Below are 19629 nucleotides of genomic sequence, written 5' to 3' on the forward strand. Positions count from 1 at the left end.
GATCAGGACGCCGCCACCTCTTCCAGCTCACGTGCCAGGCGGGGCAGTACCGCCGTCGCCCAGCCGCGGGACATGGTCGTGTACGCGTGCCGGTGCCGGGGATCGTCGAGGTCGAAGCCGCCGTGGGCCAGGAAGAGCCGTGTGCCGGTGCCTTCCGCGACGAGCCGCCACGTGATCGTCCAGTCCACGTCGCCCTCGCCGAACGTGTAGCTCAGCAGCCGCTCGTCCTCGACCTCCGTGACCGTGCACGGCTGGCTCCCCCACCCGCCCATGTCGAGCGTGAACCGGTGGCCCACCTCCGGCCGGATGTCGCCCGCGGCCCACCAGCGGGCCAGCCGGTCGGGTTCGGTGAGCATCCGCCACACCTTCGCGGGCGGCTGGGCCAGGAACTGGTCAACGTGAATCGTCTCGCTCATCGTCTTCCTCCATGATCTGGGACAGGGTGCGCATGCGGTCACGCCAGAAGCGCTCGAACGGGTGCAGCCAGTCGCTGACGGCGGCGAGGGGCTCGGCGGTCAGGTGGTAGTGGCGTTCCCGGCCACGTACCTCCTCGCGCACCAGTTCCGCGCGCCGCAGCACCTGCAGGTGCTCGGACACCGCTGGTCGTGACAGGTCGAACTGGGCGGCCAGCGCACCGGCGGTGCGTGACCCGTCCCTCAGCAGCTCCAGCAACCGCCGCCGCACCGGGTTGGCCATGGCGGTGAACAGTCGATCGTCCAGCACGCACCCAAGATATGTCGGAGATCTCCGACATGTCAATGATTTCCGACATGTTCGGCGGCGGTCCGGCCGCAGGGCGTTTGGGGAACTCCGCGGGGCGGGTACTCCGTTGACCGGGTACGTGACGACGGAAAGGACGCGCCATGCCCCTCATGAGGAGACTGACCGCACTGGCCGGGACCGCCGCCGCGGCTCGCACCTACGTCCGCCGCAACCCGGACAAGGTGAACAAGGTCGCCGCGAAGGCGGGCCAGTTCATCGACAAGCGGACGAAGGGCAAGTACCACTCGCAGATCGACAACGCGGTCCGCAGGGTCCACGGCTACACGGGCGGACCAGGCAAGCACTGACCTCGTCCGACGACCGGGCCGGCACCGAGCCGGACCCGGTCGTCGTGGTCGCCTACAGGGTGACCTGGAGCCGCTCGTCGACCGCGGCGTCCGGGTCCAGGATGTAGTGCGCGTCGACGGTCGCGCGGTACAGCCGCAGCCGGGCGCCACCGCTCACCCGTGCGGCGTCCCACGCCCCGAGACCCTTCCGCACGGACACCCGCGAGAACACCGCGATCCCGTCCTCGACGTCGGTCACCTCGACGGCCGTCGCCGACATGTACACGGCCTGCACCTGGCCGGGCACCTGGGTCGAGTCGAACACCACGGCCGACATCTCCGGCCGCACCGCGAGGTTGCGCGAGTGCCGCGACCCGGGCGAGGACACCCAGTACAGCGAGCGGTGGTCCTCGGTCGCGAACCAGACGGGCGACGCCCACGGGATCCCGTCGGCGTCCGCGGTGGCGAGCGTCATGAACGAGTTGGTGTCGAGAACCGCACGCGCGATGTCCGCTCCGGTCATTCGGCGCAGCATAACGAGACCGGCAAGTCGACGAGGTCCGCGGCGGGGAGCACGCGCGCCCAGTCGACGGGATATCCCTGGACGAACGCGTCGAGCACGATCCGCATCAGACCAGCCGCACCGTCCGGCACGGGCCCCAGCCGCACGACCGCGTCCCGGTCGGAGACGCTCTCCCACACTCCCGGAGCCCCGTCCACGACCATCCGCGCCCCGTCGGCGAGGGGAACACGCCCGGTGACGACGGCGGCGGCCACGGACCCGAACGCCGAGTCGGCCTCCACACCCCACTCCCGCAACGCCGCGGCGACCCCCGCCTGAACCGCGAAGAGAACCGGTCGTACGACATCCGGCCGCTCGAGATCGAGGTCCCAGTCACCGATGACGGCGTCGGTCACGGACCACCCGGTGAGCGGCCGCGACACAGCGTCACACTCGGCGACGACGTCGGCGAACGCGGCGGTGGCGAACAGGTCCCGCCCCATCCCCGGCCATCGTCCACTATGGAAGGAACAGTCGAACACCAGCCGCGACCGCGTTTCGGTCACCGTCCCCGAGCCGAGCTCGCGCAGAGCCGCGGCGGCCGCCGTGGCGGTGTGTGCGACAACCCCGGCCCGCACGGCGAAGTGCGTCCGGTGCAGGGCGGCGGTCCGCGCCACCCCGGCGAGTGGGACACCGGGATGGGCGTCGAGCCAGTCGGCCCACATCGCGGCGTGCCGGGCCAGTTCCCGCTGATCCCGCCCGGACACGATGAGCGGAAACGCCCCCGCCACCACGGGCGTGCGCCGCGGAGGTCGCGGTTCGACGGTCACCCGTGCCCCCGGCCCGCGCACCTCGGCCCGCTGCCGCCCGCGCACGGCGTCGGCGAGATCGGCGTCCTGCCCACCCCCGCCACCGTCGAGCACCGACTCGGTCAGCACCGCCCGCCCGTGCTCCACAGCGGACAGGACGAACACGTCCGGGCCGCCGGCGAGGGCGAGGTCGCACTCCCCGCGCAGAACGGCCACCCGCGCGAGATGCACAGCCACGAGCGGTGAGCCGCACACCGTCACAGCAGGCCCACGCAACCCGAGCGAGGCGGCGACGTCCTGGGCCCGTGCACCCACACCGTGCTCACCCCACCTGACATCCGTCAGGTACACGCCCACCCGTCGCCCGCGCAGCGAGCCCGGCACGATCCCCGCCCGCTCGAGCGCCGCCCACGTCGCTCCCACCGGCGAACCGCCACCCCCGGCCCCCAGCACCGCGACCGGCACCTCCGACCTCCCGCCCGACGACAACCGCGTCGCGATCAGCCGGGCGATGGCGTTCGGCGTCGGGTGGTCCACCACCAGCGCGGCGGGCAGCGGCACCCCGGTCGCCGCGCTCAGCCGGGTGCGTAGCTCCAGCGCCATCAGCGAGTCCACGCCCGCGTCGCTCAGCACCTGCCGCTGCCCCACCTCCGCCCCGAGCACGACCGCCGCCTCCCGCCGCACCAGCGACACCACCGCCCGCCACCGTTCCTCCTCGCGCAGCGCGGCGAGCCGGTCCCGCTCGTCGGGCATCGTCGACGCGGGCGTCAGCACGGCCGCGACCACGTGCGGCAGCGGCTGCGCGATGGCCGCGTCGAAGATCCGGCAGCCCTGCCGCACGGTCAGCGGTTCGACCCCCTGCCGCCGCGACCGCGCCGTCTCCCACGCCCCCAGGTGCGCGGCCATCCCCGTGTCCGACTGCGCCCACAGCCCCCACGACACGCTCGTCGCGACCAGGCCGGACGCCCGCCGGTGCGCCGCGAGCGCGTCCAGGTACGCGCACGCCGCCGCGTAGTTGCTCTGTCCCGCCGCGCCGAACACCGACGCCAGCGAAGAGAACAACACGAACGCCGTCAACGGCTCGTCGCGTGTCAGCTCGTGCAGGTTCCGAGCGCCGTCGACCTTCGCGGCGAGCACGCGCCGGAACCGGGTGGCGTCCTGGCCCTGCGCGAACCTCGGGTCCAGCACCCCCGCCAGGTGCAGCACCGCCGTGAGCGGCCGCTCGATCGTCGCCAGTACCGCCGCCACCTGACGCTCGTCAGCCACGTCGGCGGCCACCACCCGCACGGTCTCCGCGCCGGCCGCGCGCAGCGACGCCGCCAGCTCACCCGCCCCCGACGCGTCCGTGCCCCGCCGGGACACGAGCACCAGGTGCCGGACCCGGTGCGCCACCACGAGATGGGTGGCGAGGACACCGCCCAGCTCGCCGGTGCCGCCGGTGATCAACACGGTGCCGTCCGGGTCCAGCACGGGGCCGCCGGTGAGCGTCACGGGTTCGAGCCGCGGCGCGAGGAACGCCGCGCCGGACACGACCAGCTCCGGCTCCGCCGCGTCCAGCGCGGTGTCGACCGCGGCGCGGGTGGCGTCGGCGCCCGCCACGACCAGCCGGACCGTCCAATCGGGACGCTCGGCCCGCAGCGACCGCGCGAGCCCGCGCACCGGTGCGCACGCAAGGGAGTCGTCGACGAGGAACACCAGCTCGTCGTGCGGCCCGCGCGCGGCTTCCAGCGCCTCGAGCACCGGGGTCCGCGCACCCCGGAGGTCGACGACCGTCCGCGCGGCGGCACGCGACGTCGGCGCCACCTCCTCGTACGCCACGCGGTAAACGTGCTCGGCGACGACGTCCGGCCCCGGCGGGCCCACCACGACCTCGTCCACATAACCGGACGGAGTCCCCTCCGCGTCGGCGAGCCACATCCGCGCGCGGCGCCCGTCCCACTCCACCCGCGCACGCACGGCGCCCGGACGTACCTCCGCTCCTCGCCAGCGCACGGGCACGAGCCCGTCCCGGCACAGCACGTCGGCGGGTTCGACCGCGGGCCAGGACCGGGCGCCCGCGAACCCGCCGCGGCTGTCCCAGACCGGGTCGTCCGCCAGTTCCCCGGTCGCGTGCGGCACCCACTCGCCCGCACGCAGCACGCACAGCTCGAAGCGGCGGGTCGCGTCGGCCGTCAGCCGCCATTCCGCGTCGTCGGGCAGCGGCAGCAGTTGCTCGAGCGTGCCGACACCGACCGCGCCGAGCCGCCGGGCCGCCGCCATGACCACGTCGAACGTCGCCGTGATCGGCACGGCACCCGTCAGCCTGCCGGTGACGACGTCCTCGTCACCGGCGATCAGGAGGGACATCGCCCGGTCGCGGGCTTACGCGGCCAGCTCGTCCGCGCGCGGGGCGCGGCAGGCGTCGCGCAGCCCCGCGGCGAGGCCGCCGATCTCGGTGACGATCTCCGCGACGGCCGGGTGCGCGCTCAGCCAGTCGACGTGCCGGTGCAGAAAGCCGGCCAGCTCGGCCACCGACCGGACCGGCCGGGGCACGGCGCGCGCGCCGACGACGACGTGCGCCCACGAGGCGAGCACCCCGCGCGTGGCCGACCGCGCCTCGGCGATCCGCGGGGTCATGGGGGTGCCGGGCGTGCGCGCGTGCTCGACGGCCGTGTACAGCCCGGGCAGGTCGGTCAGGAGCGTGGCGAGGCCGTCGCGGCAGGGTGTGCACAGGCGGGCGCGGGTGCCCGCGGCGCGGCCGCAGCGGGTCGCGGCGCAGCGCCGAAGCCCGAGGACACCTGAGACTGGTCGCGATGCGGGCACGGTGTCCTCCCGGGAAACTCGACGGTTCACCGGAGCGTACAAAACCGACCGCCCGGTTTGTCAACTGCTCTTGAGCGGCGCGTACGCGACCCTGGTGCCCCGTGTGCGCCGCGGCCTAGAATTCTCGCCCCTGCGACGAGGAGGACCAGTGGTCAGGAAGTTCACGATCGCGGCAGGCGCCCTGCTGGTGGCCGCCGCGAGCCTGGTGGTGACGGCTCCGACCGGTGCCGCGACCGCCGCCACCGCGGACGGGTCCACCCACGGCCCGTGCCAGTACACGGTGACCCCCGACGAGCCCGCGGCGCGCCCGGTGCCGCTGCCGCCCGACCCGGCCCACACCCCCGACCGCGGCACGGTGCGGGTGGACGTGCGTACGAACCAGGGCGCGCTGCCGCTCACGCTGGACCGCGAGGCGGCGCCGTGCACCGTGCAGAGTTTCGTGCACCTGGCGAAGTGGCGCTTCTACGACCGGACCACGTGCCACCGGCTGACGACGTACCCGACGCTGGCGGTCCTGCAGTGCGGCGACCCGAGCGGCACGGGCGAGGGCGGGCCGGGGTACCGGTACGCCGACGAGCTGCCGGTCGACCTGGCGCCGGCCCCGAACGACCCGACCGGCGAGCGCAGGATCTACCCACGCGGCACCCTCGCGATGGCCAACGCGGGCCCGGACACGAACGGGAGCCAGTTCTTCCTCGTGTACGGGAACGCCTACCTGCGACCGAACTACACGATCTTCGGCACGGTGGGCGCCGACGGCCTGGAAACCCTGGACAGGGTCGCCGCGGCGGGCGTGCTGCCCACTCCGGAGGACCCGGCGCCGGTCGACGGGGCCCCGGCGCTGCGCACCGACCTGAAGAAGGTCAAGGTCCGCCGCTGACCCGGAGCCACCGGTCGGGCGCCGCGCGCCCGACCGGTGGCGCGGTCAGCGGAAGTCGGCCGCGTGCTCCACGGCCCACTCCGCGAACCGACGCCCGGGCTTCCCCGTGATCTCCTCGACCACCCCGGTCACCGTCTCCGGCCGGTCCACCAGCGTCGCCCAGTACGCGAGCCCGTTGTCCGCGAACTCCGGGTCCCACCCCTGCGCCAGCAACGACTCCCGCGCCTCGGCTACCGGCATCTCCTCCCACCGCACCTCGCGGCCCACCGCGGCCCCCAGCGTCCGCACCTGCTCCACCTGCGTCAACGTCTCCGGCCCCGTCAGCTCGTAGGCCGCCCCGGCGTGAGCGGACGACGTCAGCGCCTCGACGGCCACGTCCGCGATGTCCCGTTCGTGGATCAGCGACCGCCCCGCGCCGCCGTGCACCCAGCGCACCACTCCGGTGCGCACCTGCGGCGCCCACTCGAGCGTGTTCGTCGCGAAGCCGCCCGCGCGCAGGAACGTCCAGCCGACGCCGCTGTCCCGCAGCAACCGCTCGATCCGCGCGTGGAACAGCGGTGAGTCGTCCGTCACCCCCCGGGCGGACAGGAACACGACGTGCGACACACGCGACGCGAGCGCCGACACGACCGCGTCCGCCCCGTCGGCGGTCATGTGCGGCCAGAGCAGGAACACGCGGTCCACGCCGTCGAGCATCGAGCCCAGGTCCGCGATGTCACCGCGGGCCACCTCGACACCCTCGGGCACCTTGGACGGTGTGCGAGTCACCGCCCGCACGGGTTCGCCGGTGGCGGTGAGCCCCGCCACCACGTGCCTGCCGACGTTGCCGGTCGCTCCGGTCACCAGGATCGTCATGGTCAGCGACGGTATGACCTCCAGCAATGTGGAGGTCAACAGGTCTGGTCCACATCTTGAGAGCCGGAAGAAACTCACCAAACCTGCTGTTGGATGAGGGTGGTGGCCCGGTCCGGCCACGACCTGACGTCATCGGGAGTACAGATGTCGACAACAACTCGTAGCCGTCGGCACACGGTCTTCGGGCTCGCCGTGCTCGCCGGGCTCGTGCTCGGCGCCCTGCTGGGCTTCGTCGCCAAACAGGCCGACGTGTCCTGGCTCGCCACCACCCTGTCACGGATCGGGGAGACGTTCGTCAGCCTCGTCCAGTTCACGGTCATCCCGCTGGTGTTCACCGCGATCGTGGTCGGGATCACCAGCCTGCGCGGCCTCGGCGGCCCGCGGACGGCCGCACAGCTGGGCGGCCGCACGCTGATGTGGTTCGCCATCACCTCGCTCATCGCCGTCCTGATCGGCATCGCCATCGGCTCGATCGGCAACATCGGCAGCGGCGTACGCGTCACGCCCTCGGAGGACGCGGTCGCGAACATCGCCGAGCGCAACCCCGGAGACTGGTGGGCGTTCGTGCAGAGCATCGTGCCCACCAACATCTTCAGCGCGTTCAGCGAGGGCAACATCCTGCAGGTCGTGTTCATCGCGCTGCTCGTCGGCGGCGCCGCCTACGCGCTGGCCGACCGCGCGAAGGTGTTCGTGGACTTCAACCGCGCCGCGTTCGACCTCATCCAGAAGGTGCTGGGCTGGATCATCTGGCTCGCGCCGATCGGCGTGCTCGGCCTGCTCGGCAACGCGTTCGCCAGCTACGGCAACGAGTTCTTCGCGCCGCTGCTCTCGCTGATCGTCGCCGTCTACGTCGGCTGCGCGCTCGTGCTGTTCGTCGTCTACCCGATCCTGCTGCGGTTCGTCGGCAAGATCAACCCGCTGACGTTCTTCCGCAAGTCGTGGACCGCGCTGCAGTTCGCGTTCGTGTCGCAGTCCTCCGGCGCCACGCTGCCGCTGTCCCGCCAGGCCGCCGTGAACCTCGGCGTGCCGCGCGGCTACGCGAGCTTCGCCGTACCGCTGGGGACGACGACCAAGATGGACGGTTGCGCCGCCGTCTTCCCCGCCGCCACCACGATCTTCATCGCGAACCTCAACGGCATCACGCTCTCGTTCGGCGACTACCTGCTGATCGTGCTGGTCGCCGTGTTCGGCTCGCTCGCCACCGCGGGCACCACCGGCTGGTTCACCATGCTGACGCTCACGCTCGCGGCCGTGAACCTGCCCGCCGAGGTCATCGCGACCGGTGTCGCCATCGTGTTCGCCATCAACCCGATCCTCGACATGATGCGCACCGCCACCAACGTGGCGGGCCAGATCGCCGTGCCGATCCTGGTGTCGCGCAGCACCGGCATCCTCGACGAGGAGGCGCTGCACGCGCCGACCGACCTGCCGCTCGTCGATGACGAGACCGAGGCGCGTGCCGAGGAGTCCGAGAAGGACAAGGTGCCCGCCTAGCCCTGGATCTCTTGCACGGCAGGGATGTCACGCCGGAGCGGTTCGCCGTCGCGGACCGCTCCGGCGACCTCCAGTGCCGCCCCGAGCGCGGCGCGGAACAGCAGTGAACCGGTGCTCACGCGCCGCACCCCGAGCGCACGCAACCTGCCAACCGTCAGGTTCTCCGGCATGAACAACAGGTTCACCGGCACGGGCACCGCCTCGACGAGCGCCTGGATGTCCGCGTCCGCGACCATGCCGGGTACGAACACCCCGTCGGCGCCCGCGTCGACGTAGGCACGCACCCGGTCGAGCGTGCTGTCCCGGTCGACGCCCAGCCAGTACGTGTCGGTGCGGGCGTTGACGAACAACCCGCTCTCCCCGATCGCCGCGACGAGCCGTGCCTGGTGCGCCGGGTCGACGAGGCCGCTGTTCTCCCGCCCGTCCTCGATGTTGACGCCCGCCACACCGAGCGCCGCCAGCTCGTGACCCAGGTCGCGCACCGCGCCGGGGTCGTCGGCGTGGTCGCCTCGGGAATCGGCACCGAACCCACCCTCGACGTCCACCGACACCGGCACCGGCAGCCCGGCGAGCCTGCCCGCGAGCGCCACCGTCTCGGCACGTGACACGCCCGTCCCGTCCCGCAGCCCGGCGCCCGCCGCCACCCCGAGGCTGGTGGTGGCCACCGCGGGGAACCCCGCCCGCACCAGCGCGGCCGCCGACGCGGCGTCCCACGCGTTCGGCAGGAGCAGGAAGTCGTCGTGGAGGGCCCGGAAGGTGTCGGCACGTGTCATGCGCCGCACCGTAGGACGGGCACGGTTCGGCCGGGACCGAACTGGGTACACCCAGCTCAGGAACATGAAAGGGGTGTGACGATGCCGCAGTCGTGGAGCAACAAGCGCGAACGACAGTACGAGCACATCAAGGAAGGCCAGAAGAAGCAGGGCCGCAGTACGGGCCGGGCCAAGGAGATCGCGGCGCGGACGGTGAACAAGAACCGCGCGCAGTCCGGTGAGTCGCGGTCCGCGAGCCGGACGTCGGTGAAGGACAAGTCGCCGCAGGAGCGCGGCGGCGAACGGTCAGGCAACCGCAAGGGACCGGGCGGGCCGACCAGGGACCAGCTCTACAACGAGGCCAAGAAGAAGAACATCAAGGGTCGCTCCTCGATGACCAAGAAGGAACTGCAGAAGGCCCTCGGCCGGTGACCCACCCGGTCCTTTGTGGAAGGTCAGGCCTGCTCGAGGACAGCGAAGCTCAGCTGCCCGTCGGCGTCCGGTTGAACGTCGAGGACCTTGTCCGACAGGTAGTCGGCCGCTTGCTGTTCGAGGAACACGTGCGCGCCCTCGTTCGCCGTGACGACCTGGTCGCCCTCGGCGGGCGCGGGTGCCACGCTCAGCGCGAGCGCGGCTTGCGAGTCGGAACTGCTCTGCATGGCGAACCTGAGTCCGCCTTCCTGCTCTATGCCACCCTGGGCGGTCAGCGCACTGATCGCCTCGGCAGCCGCTTCCGTTACCGCCAACATGTATTTGGCTCCCTCGTTTCGACGGCTTGCCCTGCCCACGTTATGCGGACGAACCCACGTGCGCCAAACGGGGTAGTGACCAGCGTGTGTTGAGCAGGGCCGACAGACCCGATACGGTGTGGTAACGCGGTCATGAAGCGGCCCGAACTCCTGTGTTTCTGCTCAAGATTGTGGGTACTCCGGGTACATGTTCGAGGGAACCGAGGACGGCAGTCCAGAAGAGATCGAGCTGCGAATCGGCGCCGTGCTCACGAACCTTCCGATCATCAGGTCGCTCGCCGCGAGCATCGCCATGCGCGCGGACTTCGACCTGGACTCCATCGCCGACCTGCGTCTCGCGGTCGACGAGGCGTGCTCGACGCTGATCACGCAGGGCGCGCCCGGCGCGGCCCTGACGTGCGGTTTCCGCGTCAGCCACGACGAGATCAGGTTCACCGTGACGGTTCCGTCCACAAGCGACGCGAAGCCGAGCAGCGACTCGTTCGGCTGGCGCGTGCTGACCACGCTCACCGACCACACGGCCACGTGGGTGGACGGCCCTGACGAGGCCGACGCCCCACACCTGGTCAACATCGAGTTGGCGAAGCGCAGGACGGAAGGGCTTCCCGGGTGACCGGGACGCAGAGTTCGCGCGCCAGAGACCACGAGAGTTCGGCCACCGGCTACGAACACCTGACCCCGCTGTTCACCGAGATGGCGGCGCTCGCCGAGGACGCCCCCCAGCGCGCGGAGCTCCGGAACAAGCTCGTGACCGGGCACCTGCCGCTAGCGGAGCACATCGCGGCCAGGTTCTCCAACCGCGGCGTCCCCCGCGAGGATCTCGTGCAGGTGGCGACCCTCGGGTTGATCAACGCGGTCGACCGGTTTCAGCCGGAACGCGGCACCGACTTCCTGTCCTTCGCCGTGCCGACGGTGATGGGCGAGGTCCGCCGCCACTTCCGCGACGCGAGCTGGTCCATGCACGTGCCGCGGCGTCTCAAGGAGCTCAACCTCGCCATCAACGCGGCGAGCGCCGAGCTGTCACAGCGCCTCGGCCGCGCGCCGACCCCCAGCGAGCTGGGCAAGCACCTGGACCTGACGCCCGAGCAGGTGTACGAGGGGCTCGAGGCGGGCAACGCGTACCACTCGATGTCGCTGGACGAGGCGCTGTCGCCGGACGCCGACTCGGACCCGCTCGGCGACACGCTCGGCCAGCCGGACGAGGCGCTCGACGGGGTCGAGAACTACGAGTCGCTGCGGCCGCTGATCGAGTCGCTGCCGGAGCGGGAGCGCCAGATCCTCACGCTGCGGTTCTTCCGGCACATGACGCAGACGCAGATCGCGGAGCGCATCGGCATCTCCCAGATGCACGTGTCACGGCTGTTGTCCCGGACGCTGGAGCAGCTCCGCCAGGGCCTGCTGGCCGACCCGGAGGACAAGTAGCCGGTCAGGCACCGGTTCGTGGTGTCAGAGAAACTCACGTAGCCCGTTACCATCCGCAACCAGGGAGTTACCTGGGAAAGGACGGGTGGCGACGGTCACGGCGATGGCGCCGTTGACGGTCGAGTGCCATCTGCTGACCGGCATGCGCAAGGGGCCCGCCCGGACGAACTCCGGACGGGCCCCTTGCTCGGTGACGTCAGCTCTTGGTGGTCTGGCGGCTCTTCCGTGCCGCCTTCGGGGCCGTCTCCTCGACGCGCTGGCGCGGCAGCCGCCTGTCGGCGAGCGTGGTGCGCAGCGCGCTCAGCAGGTCGGCCGCGCCCTCGCGCTGCGACTCGGCGGTCGGCTGCACCACCTCGTTGCCGTCGATCTTGGACTGCACCAGCGCACGCAGCGCGGCACGGTAGCCGTCCGTGTAGTGCGCGGGCGTGAACCTCTCCGACAGGCCCTGGACCAGCTCGGTCGCGTCGCGGATCTCGCGCTCGCTCACCTCGACGTCCTGGTACAGGAACGGGAAGTCCGGCGTGCGCACCTCCTCCGGCCACAGCATCGTCTCGAGCACCAGCACCCGGTCGCGGACACGCACCACCCCGAGGCTCTCCCGCTGCCGCAGCGCGATCTTGACGACCGCGACGCGGCCGGACCGCTGCAGCGCCTCGGCGAGCAGCACGTACGACTTCACGCCGACGGGCTCGGGCTCCAGGTGGTAGCTCCGCGCGAAGTAGATCGGGTCGATCTCCTCCGCCTGCGCGAACGCCTGGACGTCCATGGCACGCGAAGTGGACAGCGGCAGCCCGGCGAGGTCGTCGTCGGTCAGCACCACCGTCTCACCGCCCGGCAGCACGTAGCCGCGCGCCAGTTCGGCCAGCTCCACCTCCTCGCCGTCGACCTCGCAGATCCTGCGGTGCCGCACCCGCCCGCCGTCGGTCACGTGCACGTGGTGCAGGCCGGTGCCGCGCTCCTCGGTGGCGCCGTAGGCCTTCACCGGGACGTTCGCGAGACCCAACCTGATCGTGCCGTTCCAGACGCTTCGCATAGACGAACCTCCCAATCGCGGACTCCCTCCATCCTAGTCCGAAAAAGTGCCCCTGACCAGGTAAAAGTCACAACTTTTTCGAACACATGTCCACCATCACCAACCCCGCGAGTCGCGCTCTCAAACACCGCGAGTCGCGCTCCCGCACATGCCGAGTTGTCGGTTTCGGGTAGACCGGATGTGCACGAAACCACCAACTCGGCGCGCGCGAGAGCGCGACTCGCGGGGGTGGGGGGCGGGCATTTCGCAAACCAGCGCAAGTGGCTGCAAGTGTTGTCGTAGACTTGCAAGCATGGCGCAACGACGGCTCTCCGAAGTGGCCAAGAAGGTCGGGGTCAGCGAGGCGACCGTGAGCCGCGTGCTCAACGGGAAGCCGGGTGTGTCCGAGGCGACCCGGCAGGCCGTGCTCACCGCGCTGGACGTGCTGGGCTACGAGCGGCCGACGCAGCTGCGGGGCGAGCGGGCGCGGCTCGTGGGGCTCGTGCTGCCCGAGCTGCAGAACCCGATCTTCCCGGCGCTGGCGGACGTGGTGGGCAGCGCGCTGGCACAGCAGGGGTTCACCCCGGTTCTGTGCACCTGCACCGGTGGCGTGTCCGAACCGGACTACGTCGAGCTGTTGCTGGCACAGCAGGTGTCGGGAGTCGTGTTCGCGGGCGGCAGCCACGCGGAGGAGGACGCGAACCACGAGCACCACTACGAACTGGTGCGGCGCAAGCTGCCGGTGGTGCTGGTCAACGCGTCCATCGACCTCGACTACCCGGTCGTGTCGTGCGACGACGCGGTGGCGGTCGAGCAGGCGTTCGGCCACCTGGTCGCGCTGGGGCACCAGCGGATCGGCATGGTGCTGGGCCCGAGGGACCACATCCCGTCGCGGCGCAAACTGGCGGCGTTCCGCGCGTGCGCCGACCGGGCCGGCCTGACGGTCGACGAGCACACGATCGGCCACACCATGTTCTCCGTCGAGGGCGGCCAGGCGGTCGGCACGCGGCTGGTGCAGAACGGGATCACGGGGTTGATCTGCGCGAGCGACCCGCTCGCGCTGGGCGTGATCCGCGCCGTCCGGCGGCTCGGGCTGAGCACACCGGAGGACGTGTCGGTGATCGGCTACGACGACTCGGCGCTGATGACGTGCACCGACCCGCCGCTGACGACCGTCCGCCAGCCGATAGAGGCGATGGGCCGGGCGGCCGTCGAACTGCTGGCGAACCTCATCGCGGGCAACGAGGTGTCGATGGAGGAGCTGTTGTTCGAGCCGGAACTGGTGGTCCGCGCGTCGGCGGCGCCCGCCAGGGAGCGGGCGGAACTGGGGTGAGGCCCGGCCTCCGGCCCCCTCGAACCACGCTACCGGAAGCCACCGACAGAACCCGGCGCGCAGCCGTGCGCTGTGGACAACCCCGTCGACTGTGGACAACCCGCGCCTCGCGGCGGTCCGTTGTCGGTGCGCCGCTCTAGGCTGGATGTCGGGGGCCGGCGGCCGCCCTCGTGACGGATCTCGACGCGGTTGACGCGCACCCGAACCCGGGTCAGCGCTCCCGCGGCCACCTCACCACCGGATCGCCGCGCGTGCTGTGCCCGCGGCGACATGACCGGTTCAGCGGCTCGAACGCAACCCCGCCGTCACCCATCCGCGACCACCACGCGTCGCGGCGGAGTCAGATTTTTTCAAATCTCTGTCGAACTATTGCAAGACTCCGTTCACCGCACTTATGGTGTTGCTCACCAAATTTCCCCACCCGACAGCTACCCGAGACACGGACCGTCCCCCCGACGGCGGCCCGTCGACGGAGGGGTACGACAACCATGAACACATTCACGCGCAGGTCGTTCGGCCTCGTGCTGGCCGCCGGGCTCGGTGTCAGCCTGGCCGCCTGCGGCGACGGCGGCGAAGGCAGCGCGAACGGCAAGATCACGATCACGGTGAACGGCCAGCCGCCGAAGACGCAGCCGTTCGAGCGGAAGATCTTCGACGAGGACGTCGCCGAGTTCGAGCGGACGCACGAGAACATCGACATCCAGCCCCGCGAGGGGTTCATGGACCCCAAGACCTTCAACTCGAAGCTCGCGGGCGGCCAGCTGGAGGACGTCTTCTACGTCTACCTCACCGACCCCGCGAACCTCATCGCACGGCGCCAGGCCGCGGACATCTCCGCGTACGTCAAGGACATGCCGCACTACGACGAGCTACAGCCGGAACTCAAGGAGATCTTCACCAAGGACGGCAAGGTCTACGGCCTGCCGACCGCGAACTACTCGATGGGCCTGCTGTACAACCGCAAGCTCTTCACCGACGCGGGCCTCGACCCGAACAAGCCGCCGACCACGTGGGCGGAGGTCCGCGACGCCGCCAAGAAGATCACGGCCCTGGGCGACAACACCGTGGGCTTCGCCGAGTACAGCAAGAACAACCAGGGCGGCTGGCACTTCACGACCTGGATGTACTCCGTCGGCGGCGACATCGCCAAGCAGGACGGCGACAGGTGGGTCGCGGACTTCAACAACGACAAGGGCAAGGAGGTCGCGCGGACCCTGCACGACATGCGCTGGACCGACAACACCATGGGCAGCAAGCAACTCCTCGTCATCGAGGACGTGCAGCGCATGATGGGCGCGGGCCAGCTCGGCATGTACATCGCCGCGCCGGACAACGTGCCCGTGCTGGTCAACCAGTTCAAGGGCGACTACGCGAACTACGGCCTCGCGCCCCTGCCGGGCGGCAACGGCACCCTCGTCGGCGGCGAGGGCTACATGATCAACCCGAAGGCGTCGCCGGAGAAGATCAAGGCGGGCCTGGAGTGGATCTCCTGGAAGTACCTGAACCCGGACCGCATGGAGGCCGACCTCAAGCGGTACTCCGAGCAGGACCAGCCGATCGGCCTGCCCACCTCACCGCCGGCGGGTTCCTCCGACGTCTGGACCGGCGCGCTGCGCGACCAGCAGGGCACCCTGCGCGCCAAGTACGCCACCATGCCCGTCGAGAACTACCAGCCCTACGTCGACGGCCTCGCCGACCTCGACAAGAAGATCGAGCCACCCAACGCCCAGCAGGTCTACGCCGCACTGGACAACGTGATGCAGGGCGTGCTGACCAACAAGGACGCCGACATCGACCAGCTGTTGTCGGACGCGGAAGGCAAGGTCAACTCCGCCCTGACACAGGTCAAGTAACCGTGTCGACCACCGCCGTGCTCGCGCCGGACGTCGACAGGCGTCCGGCGCGGGCGCCGCGCCGCCCCGTGCAGAAGGGCCTCCGGCGCGCGGTCACCGACAACCTCACCGCGTACGGGTTCCTGTGCGCGGCGCTGGTCTGCTTCGCGCTGTTCTCGTGGTACCCGATCGTCCGCGGTGTCCTGCTGAGCTTCCAGCAGGTCAACTTCGTGACCCCCGCGGAATGGGTCGGCTGGCAGAACTTCCGGACGCTGTTCGCCGACCCGCTGTTCGGCGTGGCGTGGCGGAACACGTTGCTGTTCACGGGCATGGCGCTGGTCATCGGGTTCGCGGTGCCGTTCGCCGTCGCGATCGTGCTGAACGAGCTGCGCCACATGAAGGCCTACTTCCGGCTCGTGGTCTACCTCCCCGTGATGCTGCCGCCGGTGGTCGTCGCGATTCTCTGGAAGTGGTTCTACGATCCGGGTCCCGGCCTGTTCAACAGCATGCTGCGCCTGATCGGGCTGCCGCCGCTGGCCTGGCTGAACTCCGCCGACACCTCGATGCTGTCGCTGGTGCTCGTCGCGACGTGGGCGGCGATGGGCTCGGCCACCCTGATCTACCTGGCCGCGTTGCAGACCATCCCCGGTGAGCTGTACGAGGCGGCGGAGCTGGACGGCGCGAACCTGTGGCAGCGCCTGCGGTACGTCACGATCCCGCAGACCCGGTTCGTGCTGCTGATCATGATGCTGATGCAGATCGTGGCCACCATGCAGGTGTTCACCGAGCCGTACGTCATGACCGGCGGCGGACCGGAGGACTCCACGGTCACCGTGCTGCTCCTGCTGTACCGCTATGCCTTCACCTACAACGACTTCGGCACGGCCAGCGCGCTGAGCCTGCTGCTGTTCGTCGCGCTCGGCGCGTTCTCCGCGCTGTACCTGCGCCTGACCAGGACGAAGGGGTGACCACAGTGGAGCGAACGCTGATCTCCCCGTGGGCGCTGAAGAAACGGCGCGGGAAGCTCCTCTACTGGCTGGTGTTCGCGCTCGTGATCACGGTGTTCACGGTCGCGTTCGTGGTCCCGCTGCTGTGGATGGTGCTGGGCGCCATGAAGACCGCGCCGGAGCTGGCCCGCAACCCGCCGACGCTGCTGCCCGAGACCTTCGGCGCCGGGGCATACGCGCAGGCGTGGGAGTTCATGGACCTCGCCAAGTACTTCACGAACACCGTGATCGTCGCGGCCGGTGCGTGGCTGATCCAGCTGGCGGTGCAGGTCCCGGCCGCGTACGCGCTGTCCAAGCTCCGTCCGGTGCTGGGCAGGTGGCTCCTCGCGCTGATGCTGGCGACGCTGATGCTGCCCGCGTCCGCGTTGCTGGTGCCCACGTACCTCGCGATCACCGAGGTGCCGGTCGTCGAGGTGAACCTGGTCAACTCGCCCGCCGCGATCTGGCTCCCCGCGGCGGCGAACGCCTTCAACATCTACCTGCTGAAGCGGTTCTTCGACCAGATCCCGACCGAACTGCTCGACGCCGCGCGGATCGACGGCGCGGGCAGTGTCGGCACCATGGTGCGGATCGTGCTGCCGCTGTCGCGGCCGATCATCGCCGTGGTGTCCATCTTCTCGATCGTGGCCGCGTGGAAGGACTTCATCTGGCCACTCCTGGTCCTGCAGGACCCGGAGATCCAGACGCTGTCCGTCGCGTTGCAGCGGTTCGAGCCGGACACGCCGATCAACCTGATGCTGGCGGGCCTCGTGCTCGCGAGCATCCCGATGGTCGTCGCGTTCCTGATCTTCCAACGGCAGATCCTCGCCGGTCTCACGGCCGGCAGTCTCAAGGGGTGAACGAGTGAGTGACAACTGGTGGCGTGGTGCCGCGATCTACCAGGTCTACGTGCGCAGCTTCGCGGACGGCGACGGCGACGGCACGGGCGACCTGACAGGTGTCAGGTCCAAGTTGCAGTACCTGGCCGACCTGGGCATCGACGCGATCTGGTTCAACCCGTGGTACCCGTCCCCGATGGACGACGGCGGCTACGACGTGTCCGACTACCGGGACATCGAGCCCGTGTTCGGGTCGCTCGCCGAGGCCGAGAAGCTGATCGAGGAGGCGCACGGCCTCGGCATCCGGATCATCATCGACATCGTGCCGAACCACTGCTCCGACGAGCACCCGTGGTTCAGGGCGGCACTCGCCGCGGGCCCGGGATCGCCGGAGCGCGAACGGTTCTGGTTCCGCGACGGCGTCGACGGCGGCCCGCCGAACAACTGGCAGTCGCGCTTCGGCGGGTCCGCGTGGACGCAGGCGCCGGACGGCCAGTGGTTCCTGCACCTGTACAGCTCGCGGCAGCCGGACCTGAACTGGACGAACCCTCAGGTGCACACGGAGTTCGCCGACATCCTGCGGTTCTGGTTCAACCGCGGCGTCGACGGCTTCCGCATCGACGTCGCGGACGGCCTCGTCAAGCAAGACGGGCTGCCGGACGTCGACGACCCGGACGGCCGCCTGCCGTACTCCGACCTGGACGGCGTGCACGAGATCTACCGCGAGTGGCGCAAGATCGCCGACTCCTACGAGGACAAGCGCGTGTTCGTCGGCGAGATGTGGCTGCCGGACCCGCAGCGGTTCGCCATGTACCTGCGGCCGGACGAGCTGCACTCGGCGTTCAACTTCGACTTCCTGTCCTGCCCGTGGGACGCGAAGAGGCTGCGCGAGGTCGTCGACGCGACGCGCGACGCGCACGCACCGGTCGACGCGCCCGCGACGTGGGTGCTGTCGAACCACGACGTGACCAGGCACGTCACCCGCTACGGCCGCGCGGACACGTCGTTCTCGTTCGCCGACCGCCAGCACAAGGCACCTACCGACCGTCAGCTCGGCCTCCGGCGGGCCCGCGCGGCCGCGCTGCTGACGCTCGCGCTGCCCGGCGGCGTGTACATCTACCAGGGCGAGGAACTCGGTCTGTCCGAAGCGGAGGACCTGGCCGACGAGGTGCGGCAGGACCCGGTGTTCCGCCGCACGAACGGCACGGACATCGGCCGCGACGGTTGCCGGGTGCCGCTGCCGTGGTCGGGCACCGAGTCGCCGTACGGGTTCAACACCACGGGCGCGGCACCGTGGCTGCCACAACCTGACGACTGGTCGGCAGCCACCGTGGCGGCACAGACCGGCGACGAGGACTCGATGCTGGAGCTGTACCGGTCGGCGCTGCGGCTCCGGCACGCCGAACCAGGCCTGGGCGACGGCCCGATGACCTGGCTCGACGTGCCGGAAGGCGTGCTGGCCTTCGCCCGTGACGACCGGTTCGCCTGCGTCGTCAACCTTTCCGGCGCGGCGGTGCCCATGCCGCCACACACGGAGGTGCTGCTCGCGAGCGGGCCGCTGGAGGGCACCGACCTGCCGTCGGACACGGCGGTGTGGCTGCGCACTCACCAGGCGATGGGACCGTCCTCGTCGTAGAAACCCCCGGTGGGGCCGTCGTCGTCCAGGGTCGCCAGCGTCACCGCGGCGGTGGCGCCCTGGGCGGCGGTGCGGTGCCCACGGTGACCGTTCAGGTCGGTGGCGCAGTAGCCGGGGCAGGCCGCGTTGATCCGCATGCTCGGCTCGGCCCTGGCGTAGGAGACGGTGACGGCGTTCAGCGCGGTCTTGGACGGCACGTAGGCCAGCGAGTTGGGGGTGTCGCCGGCCAGCATGTTCGCGAGCGACCCGACCATGCTCGACATGTTGACGACGCGCGGGCGCGCGGACCTGCGGAGCAACGGCAGGAACGCCTCGGTGACGGTGACGACCCCGAACACGTTGGTCTCGAACACGTTCCGGATCGCGTCGACGTCGGCCTCGCCCGGCGCGTTCGCCCGCCCGCCGGTGATGCCCGCGTTGTTGACGAGCACGTCGAGCGAGCCGACGGTCTCGGCGGCCTGTCGCACCGACTCCGCGTCGGTCACGTCGAGCCGCACGAACCGGGCCCCGACGTCGGCGGCGGCCTTCTCCCCCTTCTCCGGGTCCCGCGCCGCGAGGTACACGGTCATCCCCTTGGCGATGAGCTGCTTCACGATCTCGAGGCCGATCCCCTTGTTGGCCCCGGTCACCAGTGCGGTTGTCATGACTCCAGAGTTCCCGCTGGTCAGCGCGGGGTC

21 protein-coding genes are annotated in these 19629 nt (G+C 70.7%); 11 read left to right on the top strand and 10 right to left on the bottom strand.

All coding sequences use genetic code 11. From position 1 onward, the window contains the following. Positions 1-2 precede the first annotated feature (2 nt). Together ACIBVP_RS40495 and ACIBVP_RS40500 are read right to left on the bottom strand one after the other, a co-directional pair. Positions 3-416: an SRPBCC domain-containing protein gene (locus tag ACIBVP_RS40495; protein WP_396111852.1), complete on the bottom strand. Its 414-nt coding sequence runs from the start codon at positions 414-416 to the stop codon at positions 3-5. Continuing rightward, positions 394-723, bottom strand: coding sequence for an ArsR/SmtB family transcription factor (locus tag ACIBVP_RS40500; RefSeq protein WP_396111853.1), 330 nt, complete (start codon positions 721-723; stop codon positions 394-396). The genes ACIBVP_RS40495 and ACIBVP_RS40500 overlap by 23 nt, the downstream gene beginning before the upstream one ends. A 149-nt stretch (positions 724-872) precedes the next feature. On the opposite strand from ACIBVP_RS40500, the gene ACIBVP_RS40505 reads away from it, so the two are divergent. Next, positions 873-1070 carry an antitoxin gene (locus tag ACIBVP_RS40505; protein ID WP_396111855.1) on the top strand — a complete coding sequence of 66 codons (198 nt, stop codon included), beginning with the start codon at positions 873-875 and terminating at the stop codon, positions 1068-1070. Positions 1071-1122: 52 nt separating this feature from the next. Here ACIBVP_RS40505 and ACIBVP_RS40510 read toward each other — a convergent pair whose 3' ends face one another. The 3 genes from ACIBVP_RS40510 to ACIBVP_RS40520 are packed head-to-tail and all read right to left on the bottom strand — an operon-like array spanning position 1123 to position 5162. After that, a complete protein-coding gene (locus tag ACIBVP_RS40510) occupies positions 1123-1572 on the bottom strand; it encodes a pyridoxamine 5'-phosphate oxidase family protein (protein ID WP_396111856.1) in 450 nt (149 codons plus the stop codon). Next, a complete protein-coding gene (locus tag ACIBVP_RS40515; RefSeq protein WP_396111857.1) occupies positions 1569-4706 on the bottom strand; it encodes an SDR family NAD(P)-dependent oxidoreductase in 3138 nt (1045 codons plus the stop codon). The genes ACIBVP_RS40510 and ACIBVP_RS40515 overlap by 4 nt, the downstream gene beginning before the upstream one ends. 15 nt (positions 4707-4721) lie before the next feature. Next, on the bottom strand, positions 4722-5162 hold the full coding sequence (locus ACIBVP_RS40520; protein ID WP_396111858.1) for a hypothetical protein: 441 nt from the start codon (positions 5160-5162) through the stop codon (positions 4722-4724). 148 nt (positions 5163-5310) lie between these two features. Between ACIBVP_RS40520 and ACIBVP_RS40525 the strand changes: the two genes are divergently transcribed. Then, positions 5311-6042: a peptidylprolyl isomerase gene (locus ACIBVP_RS40525; RefSeq protein ID WP_396111859.1), complete on the top strand. Its 732-nt coding sequence runs from the start codon at positions 5311-5313 to the stop codon at positions 6040-6042. 45 nt (positions 6043-6087) lie between these two features. On the opposite strand, the gene ACIBVP_RS40530 is transcribed toward ACIBVP_RS40525, so the two are convergent. After that, positions 6088-6897 (bottom strand): NAD(P)H-binding protein, encoded by an 810-nt coding sequence (locus ACIBVP_RS40530; RefSeq protein WP_396111860.1) that lies wholly within the window; start codon positions 6895-6897, stop codon positions 6088-6090. Positions 6898-7041: 144 nt separating this feature from the next. On the opposite strand from ACIBVP_RS40530, the gene ACIBVP_RS40535 reads away from it, so the two are divergent. Beyond that, entirely contained in the window at positions 7042-8391 is a 1350-nt protein-coding gene (locus ACIBVP_RS40535; protein ID WP_396111862.1) for a dicarboxylate/amino acid:cation symporter, read from the top strand. On the opposite strand, the gene ACIBVP_RS40540 is transcribed toward ACIBVP_RS40535, so the two are convergent. Then, positions 8388-9164: an isocitrate lyase/phosphoenolpyruvate mutase family protein gene (locus ACIBVP_RS40540; protein WP_396111863.1), complete on the bottom strand. Its 777-nt coding sequence runs from the start codon at positions 9162-9164 to the stop codon at positions 8388-8390. The two genes, ACIBVP_RS40535 and ACIBVP_RS40540, sit on opposite strands and share 4 nt — an antisense overlap. A gap of 81 nt (positions 9165-9245) precedes the next feature. Between ACIBVP_RS40540 and ACIBVP_RS40545 the strand changes: the two genes are divergently transcribed. Continuing rightward, positions 9246-9575, top strand: a complete 330-nt coding sequence (locus ACIBVP_RS40545) for a plasmid stabilization protein (protein WP_396111865.1) — start codon at positions 9246-9248, stop codon at positions 9573-9575. Between the two features lie 23 nt (positions 9576-9598). Here the strand turns inward: ACIBVP_RS40545 and ACIBVP_RS40550 are convergent, their stop codons facing one another. Beyond that, positions 9599-9892: an iron-sulfur cluster biosynthesis protein gene (locus tag ACIBVP_RS40550; RefSeq protein WP_396111866.1), complete on the bottom strand. Its 294-nt coding sequence runs from the start codon at positions 9890-9892 to the stop codon at positions 9599-9601. Positions 9893-10079: 187 nt separating this feature from the next. On the opposite strand from ACIBVP_RS40550, the gene ACIBVP_RS40555 reads away from it, so the two are divergent. Further along, the gene (locus ACIBVP_RS40555) at positions 10080-10505 is read left to right on the top strand and encodes an ATP-binding protein (protein ID WP_396111867.1); all 426 of its coding nucleotides are present in this window, start codon (positions 10080-10082) and stop codon (positions 10503-10505) included. Next, positions 10502-11314, top strand: a complete 813-nt coding sequence (locus ACIBVP_RS40560) for an RNA polymerase sigma factor SigF (RefSeq protein ID WP_396111869.1) — start codon at positions 10502-10504, stop codon at positions 11312-11314. Before ACIBVP_RS40555 ends, ACIBVP_RS40560 begins: the two co-directional genes overlap by 4 nt. Positions 11315-11510: 196 nt before the next feature. Here ACIBVP_RS40560 and ACIBVP_RS40565 read toward each other — a convergent pair whose 3' ends face one another. Next, a complete protein-coding gene (locus tag ACIBVP_RS40565; protein WP_396111870.1) occupies positions 11511-12347 on the bottom strand; it encodes a Ku protein in 837 nt (278 codons plus the stop codon). A 292-nt stretch (positions 12348-12639) separates the two neighbouring features. Between ACIBVP_RS40565 and ACIBVP_RS40570 the strand changes: the two genes are divergently transcribed. The 5 genes from ACIBVP_RS40570 (at position 12640) to ACIBVP_RS40590 (ending at position 18952) form a co-directional block, all read left to right on the top strand. Then, positions 12640-13659: a LacI family DNA-binding transcriptional regulator gene (locus ACIBVP_RS40570; protein ID WP_396111871.1), complete on the top strand. Its 1020-nt coding sequence runs from the start codon at positions 12640-12642 to the stop codon at positions 13657-13659. 488 nt (positions 13660-14147) lie between these two features. Beyond that, a complete protein-coding gene (locus ACIBVP_RS40575; protein ID WP_396111873.1) occupies positions 14148-15512 on the top strand; it encodes an ABC transporter substrate-binding protein in 1365 nt (454 codons plus the stop codon). A 68-nt stretch (positions 15513-15580) separates the two neighbouring features. After that, positions 15581-16459 (top strand): carbohydrate ABC transporter permease, encoded by an 879-nt coding sequence (locus ACIBVP_RS40580; RefSeq protein ID WP_396111912.1) that lies wholly within the window; start codon positions 15581-15583, stop codon positions 16457-16459. Between the two features lie 5 nt (positions 16460-16464). Further along, positions 16465-17337: a carbohydrate ABC transporter permease gene (locus tag ACIBVP_RS40585; protein ID WP_396111874.1), complete on the top strand. Its 873-nt coding sequence runs from the start codon at positions 16465-16467 to the stop codon at positions 17335-17337. 4 nt (positions 17338-17341) lie between these two features. Continuing rightward, a complete protein-coding gene (locus ACIBVP_RS40590) occupies positions 17342-18952 on the top strand; it encodes a glycoside hydrolase family 13 protein (protein WP_396111875.1) in 1611 nt (536 codons plus the stop codon). Here the strand turns inward: ACIBVP_RS40590 and ACIBVP_RS40595 are convergent. Continuing rightward, a complete protein-coding gene (locus ACIBVP_RS40595) occupies positions 18922-19596 on the bottom strand; it encodes an SDR family oxidoreductase (RefSeq protein ID WP_396111877.1) in 675 nt (224 codons plus the stop codon). The two genes, ACIBVP_RS40590 and ACIBVP_RS40595, sit on opposite strands and share 31 nt — an antisense overlap. Between the last annotated feature and the right edge of the window lie 33 nt (positions 19597-19629).

Source organism: Actinophytocola sp. NPDC049390, assembly GCF_044466355.1.
In the GTDB taxonomy this organism is placed as follows: Bacteria; Actinomycetota; Actinomycetes; order Mycobacteriales; family Pseudonocardiaceae; genus Actinophytocola.

Bases quoted from the DNA above. Each gene is read 5' to 3' on its own strand.
- ACIBVP_RS40495 (WP_396111852.1), bottom strand. From the start codon at position 416: ATGAGCGAGACGATTCACGTTGACCAGTTCCTGGCCCAGCCGCCCGCG.
- ACIBVP_RS40505 (WP_396111855.1), top strand. From the start codon at position 873: ATGAGGAGACTGACCGCACTGGCCGGGACCGCCGCCGCGGCTCGCACC.
- ACIBVP_RS40510 (WP_396111856.1), bottom strand. From the start codon at position 1,572: ATGACCGGAGCGGACATCGCGCGTGCGGTTCTCGACACCAACTCGTTC.
- ACIBVP_RS40515 (WP_396111857.1), bottom strand. From the start codon at position 4,706: ATGTCCCTCCTGATCGCCGGTGACGAGGACGTCGTCACCGGCAGGCTG.
- ACIBVP_RS40530 (WP_396111860.1), bottom strand. From the start codon at position 6,897: ATGACGATCCTGGTGACCGGAGCGACCGGCAACGTCGGCAGGCACGTG.
- ACIBVP_RS40535 (WP_396111862.1), top strand. From the start codon at position 7,042: ATGTCGACAACAACTCGTAGCCGTCGGCACACGGTCTTCGGGCTCGCC.
- ACIBVP_RS40540 (WP_396111863.1), bottom strand. From the start codon at position 9,164: ATGACACGTGCCGACACCTTCCGGGCCCTCCACGACGACTTCCTGCTC.
- ACIBVP_RS40545 (WP_396111865.1), top strand. From the start codon at position 9,246: ATGCCGCAGTCGTGGAGCAACAAGCGCGAACGACAGTACGAGCACATC.
- ACIBVP_RS40550 (WP_396111866.1), bottom strand. From the start codon at position 9,892: ATGTTGGCGGTAACGGAAGCGGCTGCCGAGGCGATCAGTGCGCTGACC.
- ACIBVP_RS40555 (WP_396111867.1), top strand. From the start codon at position 10,080: ATGTTCGAGGGAACCGAGGACGGCAGTCCAGAAGAGATCGAGCTGCGA.
- ACIBVP_RS40565 (WP_396111870.1), bottom strand. From the start codon at position 12,347: ATGCGAAGCGTCTGGAACGGCACGATCAGGTTGGGTCTCGCGAACGTC.
- ACIBVP_RS40570 (WP_396111871.1), top strand. From the start codon at position 12,640: ATGGCGCAACGACGGCTCTCCGAAGTGGCCAAGAAGGTCGGGGTCAGC.
- ACIBVP_RS40575 (WP_396111873.1), top strand. From the start codon at position 14,148: ATGAACACATTCACGCGCAGGTCGTTCGGCCTCGTGCTGGCCGCCGGG.
- ACIBVP_RS40595 (WP_396111877.1), bottom strand. From the start codon at position 19,596: ATGACAACCGCACTGGTGACCGGGGCCAACAAGGGGATCGGCCTCGAG.